Below are 16,081 nucleotides of genomic sequence, written 5' to 3'. Positions count from 1 at the left end.
TGTCAAATTTTCGGCTCAAGCCCTCCTTAATTGTTTGTTACGGTCTCCTGCGTCACGGCCGCGGCGCGGCCGGCGGCGCCCGACGCGGATCGCGCTGCGGAAGCGGCACTGGTCGGCCGTCGCGCATCGACTGTGGTTTGACTGCCGGCGGCGGCAGCACGTTCGCATCGCTGCGCTGCACGCTGGTCAGCAATCCATCCAATCGGCGCTTCAACTCCTCAAATATCTCCGCCAGCCGGCCGTCGGGCTTCTCCAACTCCTTCGCCGCCGCCAGCCACCGCTCCGACGCCTGCATCGCCTGCGCCAGCCGCTCATCTTCTCGTGCAGTCGGCTTCGGGCCGCCACCGGCCGATTCGCTTGCCCCCCCGGCCGCAGGATTGGCCGCTGTCCCGCCCACGCCCTGCTTCCCGTTGTTCGATACACTCGCCTTGGACTGCGACCGAAGCTCTTCGATCACCTGGCGATTCTCGCGAAGCCGCTTCCGCGCCTCGGCCAGCTCCGCCGCGCGCTTCTCCACGATCGGATGCGCCCGCTTCCTGCAATCCGCCAGCACCGCCCACGCCGCCGTCTTCTGCTTCTCCGTGAGCGGCTCCGCCAGTGATTGCCCACGCGAATCAGTCCGCTTAAGAATCCACCGCCGAACATACGCCTCCCACGCATCCGGCTTGTGCTCGACGCCCTCCAGCCCGAATCGGCCAGACGCGTCCTCCCACCAGGAAGGGTAGGCACCCGTGCCTTTTGCGCTCTGAATGCCGAGCCATTTTTCGAATGGAGACTTATCGAAGGCATCGCGAATTCGATTCCATTCATCCTCGTCGACGATTCGGTCATCGCCAACGTAATAAGCCGCTTGGCCCGGAAAGAACTTGGGCGCAATAATCGGCGTACCTGGCGGCAGCCCTAACTGATCGATGTTAATAACGCTCGGATGGTCCGGCCGGTCGAACTCCATTTCCATGATCTCAATTCGATGTCGATAACCAGACGTCTTGCACGAAGTCTCCACGACCCGTGGCCACCAATGCGAATCGACCTCGACGTGAGTCGCATTCATCTCGCAAATGAACTGCTTTTGCCCAGCCTGATCAATCTCACATGATTCAATGCGAGTGACTCCATACCCTTGTTGGGGATTGATTGTCCACCGCATCTCAAACGTGTTGCCTGAACCTCGGCGAGTCGACGTCATGATGACTTCAATTAAGCACGTCTCAAGCTTCCGACTCCTGAATGTCACGTCCGGCTTGCGGAATGCGTTCAATAACTCTTCCACAAGCTTCATTTGAGCTGGCGCCCAATGAAGCCCGATTGTTCGCACGTCAACAAATGGCTCAAACCCATTCCACTCGTATGCGCCGGCGTGCGCATAAGACCCCATGTGGACATATGTTCTGCCCTGGTTTCGATCGACCACCATCTCCGTCGGCAAACATGCATTGCGAACGCCCAGCAGAGGCGTTCCATCGGGCTGGCGCAGTACAATCCCCTCCTCGTCACCCAGGTTGCAAATGTAGATATTATCTCCCGCGAACCGCTGAACAAATCGAGTGCTTCGAGGCGCATGCGGGGGGAAGTGCTCTTGAACGAGATACTGGAAACACCCTGTACGCGGCGCATTTCGCGATTCAAACGCTCGGCGAAGTGCCTCCGGAAGCGAACTCTCATCGCGCGGAGCCTCACCACAACAAATCATGACTCCAGCAAGCACCCAGTAACCAATAGGATCAAGCATGCTCATAGGGTCGAATATTGAGCCTCCCAGCAACATTGTGGACCCAGTTCAGTGAACCACGCTTCCATATTCACGATTCCGAAATCCTGAAAACTGCATGAGCTGCCTGGCCCGCAATTCGTGCTTCCGTCAAGTGCCACGCATCGATATCGCCGAAAACACGGTCTGATATCCTACTGAAAACAATATCCCCAACTAATGTCCTTACAACACCCCGCAGGTCTCATCCTGTATAAGAGTAATTCGTACCCAGCATACTGTGGAACATGCTGCTCGTCGGATGTACAAGACCCGCTGACACAGCCGCAACTTGCCAAATTGCCAAGCTCGCAGGTCGTTCCCATTTCCACAGCCCAGATGCACATCGGATTCGACAGCGGGACACAATTCCAGGCACCACTCTGCGGGCAATCGCTCCGCACCGCGCCGTCCGAACCCATCAGCACCAGCCCCGCCACCGCCAGCATCGTCCACCTCGCTCGTCTCATGTCATGCTCCTTTCAGTATGACATTCGCCTATCGGCTCCATCACCCCGAGCGACGGTTCTACCCCCCGTCCGGTGTCAATTTAAAACCACGGCAAGTTTCCTCATTGTTTGGCTGCATTGTTGACACTCGCGTCACCAAAACGACAAACGATATCGCCATCGCCAACCGATGCCGCGGCTTGACCCGGCTTGCCACAATAGCCCTATCAAAGATGCTGCCAACCGTATGTCCCTCACCCCGGCTCTCTCTGGCAGGAAGAGGGTGAGTTCGCGATGGCACTCACACGTCGGCCGGCAGCGCGACGGGATACACCGGCGGCTGACCCAGCAGCACGCGCACAACATCATCCGCGACGGTGAAGCGCTCGCTGCTGGCGTCGAGTGTCGCTCCGGCGACGTGCGGGGTGAGGATGCAGTTGGGCACGCGGCGCAGCGGATGGTCAGCCGGCAACGGCTCCAGATCGAACACATCCAGCGCCGCGCCGCCGATCATCTTGCGCCGCAGCGCCTGCGCCAGGGCGGCGCTGTCGACCAATGGACCGCGCGCTGTGTTTACCAACAGCGCAGTGGACTTGAGCTTGGCCAGCGATTGAATATTGATGATGCCCCGCGTGGTTGAAGACAACCCCAGGTGCAGACTCAAGACGTCGCTCTCGGCGAACAGTTCGTCGAGGCTCACGGCGCGGCCGGTGAAATCCGTCGGCTTCGCCCCGGCCGGGTCGTGGTAGATGACGGGCATCTCGAAGGCGGCGGTGACCATGCGGCCCAGGCGCTGCGCGACTGGGTCCAGGCCCAGCAGGCCGAGCGTCATGTGAGCCAGCTCGCGCCCGGCGGGCACACGCAGCGATTCAAACTCGCCGTCGCGCACGGCGCGATCGAGAAACGGAATGCGGCGGTGCAACGCTAGCATGAGGCCCAGTGTAAACTCCGCCGTGGAGGTGACGGCCACGTGGGGCGCATAGACGACGTGGATGTTCCTGCGACTGGCGGCGCGGAGGTCGATGTGATCCACGGTGGGGCTGGCGCGGGCGATGACTTTGAGGCGGTTGCCGGCGTTGATCACGCGCGCGGTGACGTGGGCCTTGCTGCGGACACATAACGCGTCGGCGTCGGCCATGGCATTGACAAGCGTTTCGGGCGCGGAATCCTCCAGAACCGTGACCCGGGCGATTTCCTCCAGGCGCGAGAGAGCCTTCGAGTCGAACGGCTCGGCAACAACGACGTGAAACTGCTTACTGCCCGACATGTCCGTTCCTCCGAACGACATGGGGAGTGACACCAAACGCCCTGCAATCGAAAGGCTGCGGAATAAGATTAGCCCTTTGCCGCCGTTCGATTTATGATACCCGCCTAGGTTGGGTTAACAACGAAAATGCAGGCCCTTTCCAAAAAAAGGGAAAAAAAATGAGCCCATGTAAAATCATCGCCTTGACGTGGACGGGTGCCATGATGGCCTTCGGAAATTCCATTGCGGACGAGCCGCCCCGTGCCGCCGCCCCGATCCAATCGACCCCCGCCCCGTCCGTCGCGGATACGGTCATTCGTGAGCCTTCGCAAGGACGACCCATCTTCATCACACCTGGAGAAACGTTTTATTTCGTCATGCAGCGCGGGCCACAGGTGCATGGCGACGTGCGATTCCTGCTTCGCCACGCGATTGAGCCGACCGTTCGCGTCCCGCTCAAAGCCACGACGCCGCCCTCCTACAACGACGAGTATTGCAGCATGGTGCTGTTGGTGCCCGCCGACGCGACGCCGGGGCTGTACGACCTTGAGCTGGCCGCACCGGGCGGAAACTTCTACTCCCGGCGCAGCGTCAAAGTCGTGGACACATTCAAGACGGAGTTTCGCTTTGTTCATCTGTCAAACATGAACATTGGCGACCTCACGGCTCCCGCCTTTGACGACGCGCTCCCGCGCGAAGTCAATCTCCTCGCACCGGAGTTCATCATCGCCACCGGCGATTACACCGAGTGGGCCCGCGCTCGCGACGATGCAACCAGTTGGCACGCCGTGCTGGCTTACTTTCAGCAATTCAACGCCCCGGTCTTCATGCTCTGCGGCCAGCACGACCACCAGGACAGTTTCATGCAATACGTCGCCAGCCGTCCGATCGGCACGATCGACTACGGCGCGTATCACGGCCTGTTGCTGCTGGACCACCCCGGCAGTCCGATCGATCAGGATTTTTCGCAGTTGCAATGGATCGAGAACGATCTGCGCCGCAACAAGAACAAGAAGCTGAACTTCCTCTGCACCAACAGCGACGAGCTGGCGCTATTGGACATCTGGCGAGCCAACGGCAATCTCGAAACCTTCGTCGAGGAGTACAAGATTCGCCTGTTCCTGACCGGCGGGTCGACCGATTGGGATTTCAAGGAGTTCGCCGACCGGCTCAAGGGCGTGCCCAATCTCCATTTCGTTCGCACGCACCAGTCCAGCACATCGCTGCGCGATCGAGCAACCGGCATCAGCCATTACCGCGTCATCGAAGTCCGCGGCGATCAACTTGCCTTCATCTATCCCGACGACAACGCCACGGAAAAACTGCAACACTCCATCCCCAGCGGGCGGCTGCGCACCTTTTTCGACGCGCCCAACGACGGTTCGGCGCAACGCGTCGGGGTCACCATCCAGAACGCGCTGAACCAGGGGTTTGACAACGTGTGCGTCTGGCTCCGCGTGGCCAAGAAAAACGACGCCAAGCCGACCGTCGAGCCGGGCCGAATTCTGCAAGCACTCGATGCCGGCGACCACTGGGCCTGCAACGTGGCCGTCGATGTGCCGGACAAGAGCGCCGTGCGCCTGCTGGCATCCAACCACGCGGACGACGTGCCGCCGGCCCTGCCGATTGACGTGGCATTCGAGGGGCCGCGCGAGTGGTCCTTCTCTCCCAAATCGACCCAGTTCGGATTGAGCTATTTCGCTTGCCCCGAAAAAGTCACGCTCAACCTGACCAATCGGGCCAAGTCGACGATCACCTGCTGGCCGATCATCCGCGTGAACGGCGGCGAGCTGCACCCCGATCGCAAGGCGGTGCCGCGCCTTCCGCTGACGCTGGAGCCGGGCAAGACCACGCCGATCCCACTGGTGCTTCAACTTCGCCGCGTCAGCCCCGGGCCGCACGCCGTGCAGGTGCATTTTCTCGAAGACCCGCTCTGCCGGTTGACCACTTTCAACGTCACCTTGGCTTCGGCGCCGAACTGACCGTGAAACATGGCTTCCCTGCTGTGGACCAAACGACGAGGGCCGGGGTGGAGAATCGGCGGCGTCGCGGCGGTTGTCGCTGCGCTGGCGGCGCTCGTCGGCGGTTACTCGTACCATACGTCCGCACGTCACGCCGCACCGACCTCCCAGCCACCGCTTAGCATAAGCGCTGCACCGGTGCGGCCCCCGACCGAGCAAGCCACCCAGCGCCGTGCCGAAACGTTCGAACGCATGTTGGTGGATGAGATCCAGCGCGACCGGCGCCTGCTGGTCGTCGTTCATGTCGCACTGGCCGGCCCGAGCAAGCGCAGCCAAGCGCTGCGACCGGCATTCGATCTCCGGTCGGACCTGCGCTGGGGCGCGATGTACGGATTCGCGACCTATCTGTCCCGCCTGCCCGGCTGGCGGCGCGTCCAGGAATTCCAGCTTCAGGTGATTGCGGATCAAGCAGACCGCGCAGCGCCCGCCGCGGAAGGCGTCGTCGATTCGGTCTTGCTGCGATCCACGGTGCGTCCAGACGCAGCGTGGCAGGCGCGCGGCGTGAAGCAGCCGTTCGATGTTTTTGTTCTGGGCATCGCCTACGCACCCGATGCCACGCTGACCGCCATGCAGGCGTGCGTGCAACAGGCGATGGGCCGGCGCTCGACGCGCCTCACGCTCGACCGCGAGGGTCCGGTACTGGACCGGCCGCCGGTCGTCGTCGGGTATCTCGGTCGCAACGCCGTGGCCGAGGAGCCGGTCGATCTGTTCGCGGCGCTGCGGACCGACGCGCCTATTCCTACAGGCGTCTTTTTCGCGGCGTCGCACAGCGCGCTGCAACTTCACGCCGCCTGCGTCCATCACGGACTGTACCCCGTGCTGTTCGCGCGCGAGCCGATCGTGCCCGAGGCGTATCTCATCGAGGGCATTCTGTCCGCGCTGGATTCCGGAAAACTGGACGACGGATTTCTCGACAGCGCCGCGACGGCTTACGCCCGGAGACAGAAAGGCGTCTCCCCCCAGCGGGCGCGGGACATGTTGTTCAGGTGACGGATCAGCGCGACGGATTACGCAGGTTCAACACCAGCTCGACCGTGCCGACGCTTTCGCCGAGCTTCTGCGCGATGTCGCGCGGGGCGAAGCCGGCATCGGCCAACTGAAAGATCGGCGCGAAGCGCGGGTCGCTCTCCAGCCCGCCGTCCAGCGGCGCGGGGACGACCGGCGCCGGCGAACTCGTCATCGGCGGCGCCGCGGCGGACACCTCGGATCGTGACGCGGAATACGAAGTCGGCGATGGCGCATGCGCCGGCGCGGACAAACTCGGTGACACATTCGAGGCATCTCCGCGCGCGGGTTCGCGCAGCTGCCGGCTCGCCTCGATCAGCACGCGCAGCGCCGAAATGCGCCGATCGGCCTCGGTCATCAGCCCCTGCAAACGCCCGAACTCCTCCTCGACCTGCACCGTGATGCGTTCCGAGAGGTGCTCCAGCTCCATCAGAAGCTGCTCAAAATCCTTTTGTAACTGCTGCGAAGGATCGCCATCGCGTGACGCAACCGATCCGCGAGACATCTTGTTCGTTCCGCGCACTGCGGCCTGATCCAGCGCCGCCTCCGCGCGCTCCAGCGCCGACGGCCGCCCCGGACCCGGCTCCTTCCGGCGACGGCTTTGCACCACTATCACCAGCAGCGCCGCGCCAAGCAGGCCGATGAGCATCCATTGTTGAAGACTGGGAGGTTCGACGAACGCCGCCAGTGTGTTCATGTCGCATCCTCGATCGGCGATCGGGAGTCACGTGTCCAGGCCGTACCGGGCACGGCCCGCCTGCTGCGCCGCGAAGTATATGTCACGGAGCAAGACCCCGCACTTGGCCGCCAAGTGAACGCAGTCGTCGTGCTCCGGCGTAACGGTCAGCACGCGGCCGGCCCACATGCCGACCTTGACGGGAACGGGGCCGTACTTGGTGTCCACCGTTTCGATCCGCCGCTCCAGCTTGGTGCGGGTGCAGGTGTGGCGGCGAATGCCGAAGGTCGGCGTGTGGGTGAAAAGCACCTCTTCGCAGGCAAAGACGCGATCCACCGGCGCCAGCACCGTCAGCAACACGCCAGGCCGGTTCTTCTTCATGTGGATCGCTGTGGTGAACACGTCCACCGCCCCAGCCGCAAACAGCGCGTCCAGCGCATGACCGACCTGTTGACCCGTCGCGTCGTCCAAGTTGGTCTCCAACACGACGATCTCGTCGACGCGTTCGGCGTCGGCTGCGGCACCGCCGGACTCACCGACGAGTAAGCGCAGCAGGTTGGGGCGCGTCTGGCCGTCGCGCGTCCCCGCGCCATAGCCGATCGACTGAATCGTCACGTCGGGAACGGGACCGAAGGCATCCGCGAGGGTCGTGAGAATCGCGGCCCCGGTAGGCGTCGTCAGCTCGCCCGGTTCGTCGCAAGCCGCCAGCGGCACGCCGCGAAGCAGTTCGGCCGTCGCCGGCGCGGGCACGGGCATGACACCATGATGGCACTTCACCGCCCCCGATCCGACGGGAATCGGCGAACACACGATGCGCTGAACGCCGAGCAGTTCCAGGCCGATGACCGCGCCGACGACATCCACGATGGCATCGACCGCGCCCACTTCGTGAAAATGGACTTTCTCGATCGTCGAGCCGTGAACGGTGGCCTCGGCTTCGGCCAGCCGCGTGAAGATGCGAATCGTTCGAGCCTTGACCACTGCGGTCAAGCCGGAATCGTTGATGATCCTGGTGATCTGGTGCAGATGCCGGTGGCTCGCCTGCTCGACCACGTGAACATCGACTTTGGTCGCGGCGAATCCCTGCTTGCGGACGGCGCGGATGTCCAGTTCGTAGCCGCCGACGCCGAGTTTTCCGAGCCGCGCGCGAAGCTCCGTTTCCGAAACACCCGCCGCCAGCAGCGCACCGAGGATCATGTCCCCGCTCGCCCCGCTGAAGCAATCAAAATAGGCAATTTTCATGAATGCGCCGTGCAACCGGCGGACAGGACGCCGGATGGGCGCGCGACAGGCTATGCGATACGGACGCTCACTGCAACGAATCAGCCGTTCAGCAGCGCGGCGACGAACGCGGTCGTGTCCAGATCGTTCACGACGTCGTTCTCATCGAGATCGGCGCAGAAGCATGCCGCCGCCGGCAAGCCGGGGACCAGGGCGCAATTCACATAGTCCTGCACGTCGGCGCCGTTGACGCTGCCGTCACCGTTCAAGTCGCCGTCGAGGTAGCAGCCCGGCACCAACGTCGTGACGCTCACCGATTGCGGCGTATGCGGCTTGAACAGGCCGATTTGCAGTGAACCGTTTCGCGGCGGCGTGTTCGCGGTGAACCAGTAGTTGTACATCGTGCCCCAGCGCAGGGCGTTGGAGTTGGGATTCTGGGCGTGGGTTTGCGGGCTTTGCCACGTGACACCGCCCGGACCCGACGCCGACAGCCAGTCCGTGTTGTCGTAAATCTCGCCCGAGTGATAGGTTACGTCGTGAAATCCGACGTTTGAGTACGTCACGCCCGGCGGACCGGCGACCGTGACCTCGCCGGCGGACTTGTCGGAGTTGAGGTTGTACAGGGCGTAGTCATAACGCCACTGCCCGCCGCCCAGATCGGTGACCTTGTGGCCCAGGATCAGCCGGCCCTCCGCTGGAATATCGACATTCGTAATCGTCACAGCCGGATCGGGCGTGTTGGGGCCCAGACCGTGGTCCTTCCACGCATGAATGCCCGCTTTGTATTGAAACATGCTGCCCTGATAGGTCGGCACGTACGATGCGTTGAACGTCACGCGCTTGTACGAAGCGTTGTTCAGCCAGTTCTGCCACGTCGCATCATCCGTGGCGGCGTACACGCCTTCGAAGAAAAATAACGCCCCCGGGTAATTCGCCGGGTCCAGATCGCTTTGCAGAATCTGCAAGCGCTTGAAGATCGCGTCGCCCGTCGCGCCGTCGGCGTTCGCAAAGCTTCCGGTGTAGGCGTTGATTCCCGAACGCCGCGCCAGGCGACCCTGGCCCGCGTTCCAGCCGGAGGAGTAAACGTCCAAACATCCCGCGCCCAGTTGCGAGCCTGCCACGTTGTTGCAGGACAGGTTGCATCCGTTGCTTGCTGCGGCGCAACAGGCCGTCTTCACCCACGACATTCCGATTTGCTTCAGAACGCCGTCATGCAGGCGATAGGCGTTCATCGCCAGGCCCGGCGTATTATTGTTCGTCCACAACAGGTTCTGATTGCCAATATTGCATGTATTGGATCCGATCGAGTAAGCACGGATTCCGCCGATCGGCCCGTAACTGCTTAGCGACGTGCTATCGCTCAACACGACGTCGGGACCCGCGGCCTCCACGCTTCCGGCGAACCACGCACACACCGCCAATCCTTTGAAAATGGCTTTACTGAATGGTGTCATTCTTTCATTCCTCCGTTCTGCCATTGCGGCTGGACAGCAACTTGAAATCCGCCTTGATCGAACCACCCCGTATTTTATCCATTCTAACGCCAGGGTCGCCCCCGCTCAACCCCGCCATCGTGTCCGGCCTCCAGGCAAGCGGCCGGAATCAAATCGCCCAAGTGTCATTTTTGACATCCTCGCTCCGGCGCTTTCTACTACGGGGCTTTGCTCGCGATTGTCCAGAGTCGATCTCCGCGGGAGAGTGGGATGGCCACGCTCGATGAACTGCGACGACGCATTGATGCGCTGGACGAGCAACTCGTCACGCTGCTCAACGAACGCGCCGCGATCGCAGTCGAGATCGGCCGCGTGAAGCGCGGCACCGGCGTCGGCGTCTTTGCTCCCGAACGTGAACGCGAAGTGCTCCAGCGCGTCACGGCCCTTTCCAAAGGGCCGCTGTCCCGCACAGCACTGACGACCATCTACAAGGAACTCATGTCCGCATCGTTTGCCTTGCAGCGCGCCCCGCGCGTCGGTTGCCTCGGACCGGCCGGTTCGTTCTCTCACGAAGCCGCCCTGGGTCGGTTCGGCTCATCGGTCGAGTACGAGTTGCGCGTCGACATTCGCGGCGTCGTGGAGGACGTCGCCAACGGGCGCCTCGATTACGGCGTCGTGCCCGTGGAGAACTCCACCGGCGGCGCGGTGCTTGACACCCTCGACGCCTTCACAAACTACGATGTCCGCGTTTGCAGCGAGATGACGCGCGCGATCCGTCACCACCTCCTCGCCAACTGCCGACAGGATGAAATCACCGTCGTCTATTCCAAACCCGAGGCGTTCTCACAGTGCCAACGATGGCTAAGCGAGACCGGCCTCTCGAGGAAAATCTCGCCCGCGCCCAGCACCAGCAAGGCCGCCGAAATGGCCGCCCAGCAACCCCATGCCGCCGCCATCGGCAGCGCCCTGGCCGCCAAGCTTTACAGTCTGAAGATCCTCGCGCCGAACATCCAGGACAACCCCAACAACGCGACGCGATTCCTCGTCCTCGGCGGCGACGGCTCCCGCCCCACCGGCAACGATCGCACCAGTTTGTTCTTCATCACCGCTCATCACGCCGGCGCGCTGGTCAACGTCTTGCTCGTCTTCCAGAAGGCCGGCATCAACATGACCATGATTACCTCGCGGCCGCATGCGAGCGGAGAATCTCAATACTGCTTCTTCGCGGACATCGACGGCCACGCGGACGAGGAGCCGATCAAGTCGGCCGTTGAAACCGCGCGCACGCACTGCGCCGTCTTACGCGTGCTCGGCTCGTACCCCAAATCCACCGAAATCATGACGGAGTAACAGCGTGGCCCGAAGACCCTTTGTCGCCGGCAACTGGAAAATGAACCTTGACCTCGCCGCAGCCCGCGCGCTGGTCGCCGACCTTCGCGCGCGCATCAGCGGCAGCCCCGCCATCGACATCGCCATCTGCCCGGCGGCGGTCTATCTCTTTCCCATGGCCAAGGCAATCGCCGATTCACCGATCAAGCTGGGCGCCCAGAACTGCTGGCACGAAAAATCCGGCGCGTTCACCGGCGAAATCTCCCCCGATATGATCCGCGAAACCGGCGCGATCTACGTCATCCTCGGCCACAGCGAACGCCGACACACCATCGGACCGAAGGACGCCACCGGCCATATCCACGGCGAAACCGACGCCATGATCAACGCCAAGTGCAAGGCTGTCCTCGCTGCCGGACTGACCCCGATCCTTTGCGTTGGAGAAACGCTGGCCGAGCGGGATGCCGCGGTCACCGAAAAGGTGCTGACGCGTCAGCTCGAGGGCGGGTTAGCCGGGCTGACAGGCGACGCCGCCGCCGGCATCGTCATCGCCTACGAACCGGTCTGGGCCATCGGCACCGGACGGAACGCCACCCCCGAGCAGGCCCAGGAGGCCCACGCCCATATCCGCCGTGAATTGGCCCGTTTGTGCGGGCCGCGCGTTGCGGACGGAATTCGCATACAATACGGCGGCAGCGTAAAGCCTGATAACGCCGCCAGTTTGATGAAGTGCCCCGACGTTGATGGCGCGCTGGTCGGTGGGGCGAGTCTCAAGTCGGCCGATTTCCACGCGATCATCGACGCCGCGCTCCGAGTGAAAGGATCACACTGAATCATGTTCCCCGGTACGTTTCTCATTGCGACGTTCGGACAGGTCATTCTGACCTTCTTTATCGTGCTGGTCTCCCTGCTGCTGATGGGGCTGATCCTGCTTCAGAAAAACCGCGGTTCGGGTCTCTCCGGTGCGTTCGGCGGCGTCGGTGGACACACCGCCTTCGGCACCAAGACCGGTGACTTCCTCACGTGGGTCACCGTCGGACTCGCCGGCGTCTTCATCATTCTGTCCATCACGGCCGTGTTCGTGTTTGAACGCGCGGTCACACCGGCCACGGCCGCTCCGGCCGCCCCGCCGCCCGCGTCGACCGACGCTCCGCTGACGACCGGCGGCGCTGCGCCCAATACCGCGGCCACGCCGATCGACGTGCAGTCAACGCGCAGTTCGGCCCCGCTCGTGAATCAACCGCCTAGGAATTCGGCTGAAACGACGCCCGCGACGGGTTCCAGCGGTGCGGCGCAGCCGGCGACGCCTCCGGGCAACGCGCAGCCGCCGGCGCAATCGACGCCGCCCGCGGGCGAGTCGAAGCCGGACTGATCCCGTGATTCTCCGAGACGCGAGCAGGATTCATCGCCGCGCCTTGTTGTTTCCGAGCCGCGTCCCGTTTTTCCGAGCCGCGACCGCAAGGGAGCGGGTTCGTTTCAGCCGAATCGACTCCATCGTCCCGCGACCAAGGAGACATTTGTAGATGCTTTCCAGCATGACCGGTTTCGGCGCTGCACAGGCCCACGTCGACGGCGTGAGCTACCGGACGGAGATCCGCAGCGTCAACAACCGCTACTACAAATCCTCCCTGCGCCTGCCCGAATCGCTCCAGCGCTACGAAGCCGAGTTCGACAAGCAGCTCCGCACGCGCCTGGGCCGCGGCAGCATCGTCTTCAACCTGCGCGTCCGCGATGAGAACGGCGCCGCCGACAGCCAGATCAATCAGGCCGCCCTCGAACGCGTCGCCGAGCGGCTTGCCCCCCTCGCCGCCAAGTTCGGCTGCGCACGCATCGATCTCGCCTCCCTTCTGGAACTGCCCGGCGTCTGCGAATCCGCCGAACCCGATGAAGCGGTGCTCGAAGCCCGTTTCGCCGCCGCCGCGAAGGTCGTCGACGAGGCGATCGACAAATTGCTCAAAATGCGCGCCGTCGAAGGCGAGGCCCTGCTGAAGGACCTCACCGCCCAATGCACCGAGATCCGCTCGCGGCTGGCCGAAATTCAATCCCGCGCTCCCGGCGTCGTCGAGGAGTATCACAAGCGCCTCCTCGCCCGTGTGCAGCAACTGGTTGCCGGCACCAGCATCGAGCTGGAAAAGGACGCCATCCTCCGCGAGGTCGCCATCTTCGCCGAGCGATGCGACATCAACGAGGAAATCGCCCGGCTCGCCAGCCACCTCGATCAGTTCGCCGAAATCTGCCGCTCCGGCCAGGAGGCCGGCCGACGCCTCGATTTCCTCGCCCAGGAAATGCTCCGCGAAGCCAACACCATCGGCAGCAAGGCCGCCGACGCCGCCATTTCGCGACACGTCGTTGAAATCAAAGCCGCCATCGATCGCATGAAGGAACAGGTTCAGAACGTCGCTTAGAATCCCTCTCGAGCTCGGGTAGCATGGACACCAATACCAAACCATCCACCGGTCGCGTCATCGTCATCAGCGGCCCCAGCGGCGTCGGCAAATCCACGATCTGCCGCCGCCTCTGCGAACTGCTCCCGGCCGAGTTCAGCGTCTCGGTCACGACGCGCAAGCCGCGCCCGGGCGAACAGAACTCACGAGACTACCACTACGTCACCCCAGATGAATTCGCCCGCATGGAACAAGCCGGAGAGCTTCTCGAAACCGCACAAGTCTACGGCCATCATTACGGCACGCCGCTGCGGGCCGTGCAGCAGGCCGTCCGCGAGGGCCGCTCCATCATTCTCGAAATCGACATCCAGGGCTGCATCCAGGTCCGCCGAAAGATGCCCGACGCCGTCGCCATCTTCCTGCTGCCCCCCACGCCCGAAGCCCAGAAGCAGCGCATCGTCGGACGCAACACCGATCCCGCCGAGGTCATCCGCGAACGGCTGGCCAAGGCCGACGGCGAGATTCGCTTCGCCAACGAATCGGGCTGCTACGATCACTTTGTCGTCAACGACGATCTCGAAAAAACGGTACAATCGGTGCGCGACCTGATCCTGTCGCGCCCGGCGCGAAATCAACCTGCGATCGCTTGAAAGGAACCGCACCATGATTCAGGACCTGAAGAACGAGGACATCATCAACAAGGTCGGTGGCCGCTTCCGCCTGACCGCGCTCATCCAGAAGCGCTGGAAGCAGCTCATGATGGGCGCGCGCCCGCTCGTTGAGCCGGGCCGCATGACCCCGATGGAAATCGCCATCCGCGAGATCATCGAAGGCAAGATCGCCTACTCCGAACCCGAGAACAACCGTGGCGAACAAGACGCCTAGTTCAACCCCGCCGGCCACCGGCCTCGCCCCTGCGCCGCCCGCCGCACTGGGCGCCGCCGCATCGCGCGAAGACCCGCCGCTGACCGGCTACGAAATCGTTGTCGGCGTCTGCGGCGGCATCGCCGCCTACAAAATCGCCTACCTCGTCTCGGCCCTCGTGCAGCGCGGCTGCGGCGTCAGCGTCGCCATGTCCGACGCCGCCCAGAAATTCATCTCCCCGCTCACCTTTCAGGCGCTCACCGCGCGCCGGGTCTTCACCACGCTCTGGGGCGAGGCCGACTATCACGACCCCCAGCACTTGCGCCTCACCGAAGCCGCCGACCTGTTCATCGTCGCGCCGGCCACCGCCAACATGCTTGGCAAGATCGCACACGGCATCGCCGACGATCTGATCAGCACCATGATCATGTCGGCCGATTGCCCCGTGTTGCTCGCACCGGCCGCGAACACGCGCATGTGGGAAAATCCGATCGTTCAGGAAAACGTCGCCGCGCTGAAGAGGCACGGCTACCGCTTCGTACCGCCGACCTCCGGCTGGCTCGCCTGTCGCACAGTCGGCACGGGACGCATGGCCGAACCGGACGCGATTCTTCTCGAAGCCACGGCCCTGCTCCAACGCAAACCGCCGCGCTCCCGCCGATGACCCGCCGCATGAAGATCCTCATCACCGCCGGCCCGACGCGCGAGTACCTCGACCCCGTGCGATACCTCTCCAATGCCTCAACGGGCAAGATGGGCTTCGCCATCGCCGCCGCCGCCGCAAAGCGCGGGCACGCCGTCACGCTCATCGCCGGTCCCGTGGATCTACCCGCTCCCCCGAACGTGCGACTCGTTCGCGTCACCAGCGCGATGGAAATGCTCGCCGCCGCGCGCCGCGCCTTCGCCACCGCCGACGCCGCCGTCTTCGCCGCCGCCGTGTCCGACTGGCGCCCGCGAAAGCGCTCGTCTCGCAAACTGCCGAAAGAGCTAATAAGCGGGAAAGAGCCGCGGGCTTCTCAAAAAGAGCCGCGGGCTTCTCAAAAAGAGCCGCGGGCTTCAGCCCGCGCGGCCACCAAAACCAGCGAGAACCTAGTACCCGTTTCTGCCCAACCGGATTTCTCCCTGGATCTGGTGCTGAATCCCGACATCGCCGCCACCCTCGGCCGGCTCAAGTCCCGCCGCAGTGGACCGCACCGCGTCACCGTCGGATTCGCACTCGAAGACCACGACGGCCGCGCCAAGGCCGCCGAAAAACTACGCGCCAAGCACTTTGACGCCATCGTGCTGAACTCCCCCGCCGCCGTCGCCACGGACCGAAGCACGATCCAACTCCTCACGGCGGACGGCTGCTGGATGCCCGCCCGAACGGCCTCAAAATCGTCACATGCTCTACAGATCGTCCTGCTCCTGGAGCGACTGTGGTCAAGCTCGCCAGCGAAACGCACATAAATTCTTTAAAGACAATAGATTACGCCATCCTGCGGCGGGCACGTGACTCATCACCGTAGCCGTCGCACCGAAAACGAGTGAATTTTCACCCGTCATGAACGACCTGCGGAACTGCTTACAAAACCTTGGCGCATTTTGAACACTCCGGCGGCCCTAAACGCTTGAAATTAAAGGCCGTTTCGCGTATTCTGACGTTCAAGCATCAGGGGAAGGAAGCATCCCCCTTCAAGTGAACGATGCGGCGCGATCGCCCG

General features: G+C 63.2%; 15 protein-coding genes. 10 read left to right on the top strand and 5 right to left on the bottom strand.

Translation table 11 applies throughout. The features are described 5' to 3' along the window. Positions 1-52 precede the first annotated feature (52 nt). Positions 53-958: a hypothetical protein gene (locus tag HRU71_14365; GenBank protein ID QOJ04601.1), complete on the bottom strand. Its 906-nt coding sequence runs from the start codon at positions 956-958 to the stop codon at positions 53-55. A 1,542-nt stretch (positions 959-2,500) separates the two neighbouring features. Next, a complete protein-coding gene (locus tag HRU71_14360; protein ID QOJ04600.1) occupies positions 2,501-3,466 on the bottom strand; it encodes a 3-phosphoglycerate dehydrogenase in 966 nt (321 codons plus the stop codon). Between the two features lie 158 nt (positions 3,467-3,624). Here HRU71_14360 and HRU71_14355 point away from each other — a divergent pair, with 158 nt between their 5' ends. Both HRU71_14355 and HRU71_14350 read left to right on the top strand, forming a co-directional pair. Beyond that, a complete protein-coding gene (locus tag HRU71_14355; protein QOJ04599.1) occupies positions 3,625-5,427 on the top strand; it encodes a hypothetical protein in 1,803 nt (600 codons plus the stop codon). A 9-nt stretch (positions 5,428-5,436) separates the two neighbouring features. Next, complete coding sequence (locus HRU71_14350; protein ID QOJ04598.1) at positions 5,437-6,456, top strand: hypothetical protein; 1,020 nt, start codon at positions 5,437-5,439, stop codon at positions 6,454-6,456. Positions 6,457-6,460: 4 nt separating this feature from the next. Here HRU71_14350 and HRU71_14345 read toward each other — a convergent pair whose 3' ends face one another. From HRU71_14345 to HRU71_14335, 3 genes are all read right to left on the bottom strand, one after another. Further along, positions 6,461-7,168 (bottom strand): hypothetical protein, encoded by a 708-nt coding sequence (locus HRU71_14345; protein QOJ04597.1) that lies wholly within the window; start codon positions 7,166-7,168, stop codon positions 6,461-6,463. A gap of 27 nt (positions 7,169-7,195) precedes the next feature. Further along, positions 7,196-8,389, bottom strand: coding sequence for a nickel pincer cofactor biosynthesis protein LarC (gene larC, locus HRU71_14340; GenBank protein QOJ04596.1), 1,194 nt, complete (start codon positions 8,387-8,389; stop codon positions 7,196-7,198). Between the two features lie 80 nt (positions 8,390-8,469). Then, the gene (locus tag HRU71_14335; GenBank protein ID QOJ04595.1) at positions 8,470-9,822 is read right to left on the bottom strand and encodes a hypothetical protein; all 1,353 of its coding nucleotides are present in this window, start codon (positions 9,820-9,822) and stop codon (positions 8,470-8,472) included. Between the two features lie 249 nt (positions 9,823-10,071). Between HRU71_14335 and pheA the strand changes: the two genes are divergently transcribed. The 8 genes from pheA (at position 10,072) to HRU71_14295 (ending at position 15,827) form a co-directional block, all read left to right on the top strand. Beyond that, positions 10,072-11,151 (top strand): prephenate dehydratase, encoded by a 1,080-nt coding sequence (pheA, locus tag HRU71_14330; protein QOJ04594.1) that lies wholly within the window; start codon positions 10,072-10,074, stop codon positions 11,149-11,151. 4 nt (positions 11,152-11,155) lie between these two features. Next, positions 11,156-11,962: a triose-phosphate isomerase gene (locus HRU71_14325; protein ID QOJ04593.1), complete on the top strand. Its 807-nt coding sequence runs from the start codon at positions 11,156-11,158 to the stop codon at positions 11,960-11,962. A 3-nt stretch (positions 11,963-11,965) separates the two neighbouring features. Beyond that, positions 11,966-12,502: a preprotein translocase subunit SecG gene (secG, locus tag HRU71_14320; protein QOJ04592.1), complete on the top strand. Its 537-nt coding sequence runs from the start codon at positions 11,966-11,968 to the stop codon at positions 12,500-12,502. Positions 12,503-12,653: 151 nt separating this feature from the next. Beyond that, positions 12,654-13,535, top strand: a complete 882-nt coding sequence (locus HRU71_14315; protein ID QOJ04591.1) for a YicC family protein — start codon at positions 12,654-12,656, stop codon at positions 13,533-13,535. A 23-nt stretch (positions 13,536-13,558) separates the two neighbouring features. Beyond that, complete coding sequence (gene gmk / locus HRU71_14310) at positions 13,559-14,164, top strand: guanylate kinase (GenBank protein ID QOJ04590.1); 606 nt, start codon at positions 13,559-13,561, stop codon at positions 14,162-14,164. Between the two features lie 13 nt (positions 14,165-14,177). Then, positions 14,178-14,399 (top strand): DNA-directed RNA polymerase subunit omega, encoded by a 222-nt coding sequence (gene rpoZ, locus HRU71_14305; protein ID QOJ04589.1) that lies wholly within the window; start codon positions 14,178-14,180, stop codon positions 14,397-14,399. Positions 14,400-14,478: 79 nt separating this feature from the next. Further along, positions 14,479-15,042 (top strand): phosphopantothenoylcysteine decarboxylase, encoded by a 564-nt coding sequence (locus HRU71_14300; GenBank protein QOJ05024.1) that lies wholly within the window; start codon positions 14,479-14,481, stop codon positions 15,040-15,042. Between the two features lie 8 nt (positions 15,043-15,050). Then, positions 15,051-15,827, top strand: coding sequence for a phosphopantothenoylcysteine decarboxylase (locus HRU71_14295; GenBank protein QOJ04588.1), 777 nt, complete (start codon positions 15,051-15,053; stop codon positions 15,825-15,827). The last annotated feature ends 254 nt before the right edge of the window (positions 15,828-16,081 follow it).

This window comes from Planctomycetia bacterium (genome assembly GCA_015200345.1).
Taxonomy (GTDB): Bacteria; Planctomycetota; Phycisphaerae; order UBA1845; family UTPLA1; genus PLA3.
Note: the sequence above shows the minus strand (reverse complement) of the source record. Positions and strands in the feature narration are given on the sequence as shown.